This window comes from Polaribacter sp. BAL334 (genome assembly GCF_015767435.1).
Classification (GTDB): domain Bacteria; phylum Bacteroidota; class Bacteroidia; order Flavobacteriales; family Flavobacteriaceae; genus Polaribacter.
In genome coordinates this window covers 1-1,697 of the sequence record NZ_JADWOV010000211.1, presented here as the reverse complement: position 1 = coordinate 1,697, position 1,697 = coordinate 1, and the positions used below count along the sequence as shown (strand labels likewise).

Here is a 1,697-nt window from a genome sequence, read left to right as displayed (position 1 = left end):
TCTGCTGAAGTTACTACTGGAAATGCTGGTGGTGTAGAATCTGAGAGTTTGGGTGATGCTATTTCTAAAATCTATGTAAATCGTAAGAAAAATAGCGTTCCAACTGAGTTTGTAAAATCGGAAGAAAACCTCTATAGCAAAGCAAAACTAAAACAAGCGCAACCTTATCAAGGTAAAGGTCAAACCATGTTAGACATGTTCCCTACAGAATTAGTTGCAGGAAATATAGCAAACGTAACCTCTCCTACTGATATTTTAGATTATACTATTGCTGATGAAGTATTGTCTGTAGATTTCTCTGTCAATGGAAAAACAAAAGGGGTTGTTTTAGGTATCAAAACTTCTGACAAAGTCTATAACCATACAAAAGCGTCTTGTGACAGATTGCGTGGTGCTGAAATTTTGACTGTAAAATCAGTAAATTTAGAAGGTTATAATTTCTTAATGCAAGCCATCAAACAAAGAAATGGTGTTGTGGAACATGCTATTTCTTTTGCGGTTGCTAAAAACAATAATGACGCAGATTACAGCATGCAAACAAACTGGTATGTGAATCACTATACCAAGTTCAATGACATGTATAATTTCCAAGTGTGGGCTACAAATCCTGAGGATACTCAAAAATTGGTGAAAGACATTTTAGCTAACCTAAAATCATTCATTCCTGTAACTCAATCCGAAAAACACAGAATGCCTAAAACCTATGCTGCAAAAGTTTCGAGAGTGGCTAACAACTTGGTATTGAAATTAAGAAGTGATAAAGGAACCATTGGTGGTGAAATTGAAATGGAAGAAAAATATTCTGAAACTGCTGGAAACGTAAAAAAACGTTACAATCCAATCAGTGCTAAATCAGAACAAATCGTTTTAATTGACATCAAAGATGCGTATGAATATGATGGATTGATCAAAGTGAATGGAGAAATTGAAGATGCTTTCTATCATGCGGATGGTAACTGGGGATTGGATTTTGATTCAAAATATACTAAAATCGAGCGTCACCAAATCACCAATAATTTTGACAGAATCTACAATGAAGATGAATTGGCTATCAATAGAAATGTTGAAATCAAAGCGACTAGTGATTATGATTACTTAACCATTTACAAATCATTATTACCTGGAACATTGTCTGATGATTATACTGAGTTCAAATACTTAGCTTTCACTGCAAAAGGAAGTGGATTGATGGAATTGGGATTGATCAAAGCATCTATCGAAGATTGGAAACAACAATATAGAGTGATGGTTGATTTGTCTAAAGAAGAGCAAACCTACTATGTGCCTTTTGATATTTACACTTCTGTAGGTACTCAAGATAAAATTGTTGCTGATGATTTAACCACGTTAACATTCACATTCTTACCTGTGGAAGCGCAAACAAAAGAATTGGATTTGGTTATTTCTGATGTGAAATTTGTAAAAGCTGCTGGTTCTGATGGAATTACTGTAGAAAAACAAGAAACTTACGAAAATGAATTGATGGCATATCCAAATCCATCTTTAGGAAATGTAAACTTGCTATTATTCAGTAAAAATGATACAGAAGCTACAGTAACTTTAACGGATGTTACAGGAAAAACAATCCATAAATCTAAGGCTCAATTAACAATAGGTAAAAATGAATTAGCCTTTGACTTTAAAGTGAAATCGGGTATTTATCTATTAAAAGTATCAAGCAGCGAAGCAACGTATGG

Annotated in this window: 1 protein-coding gene; it reads left to right on the top strand. The window is 33.9% G+C overall.

The genetic code is table 11. The features are described 5' to 3' along the window. A partial coding sequence (locus tag IU405_RS01895) for a T9SS type A sorting domain-containing protein (protein WP_197436932.1) occupies nt 1-1,697 on the top strand: 1,697 nt, incomplete at both ends.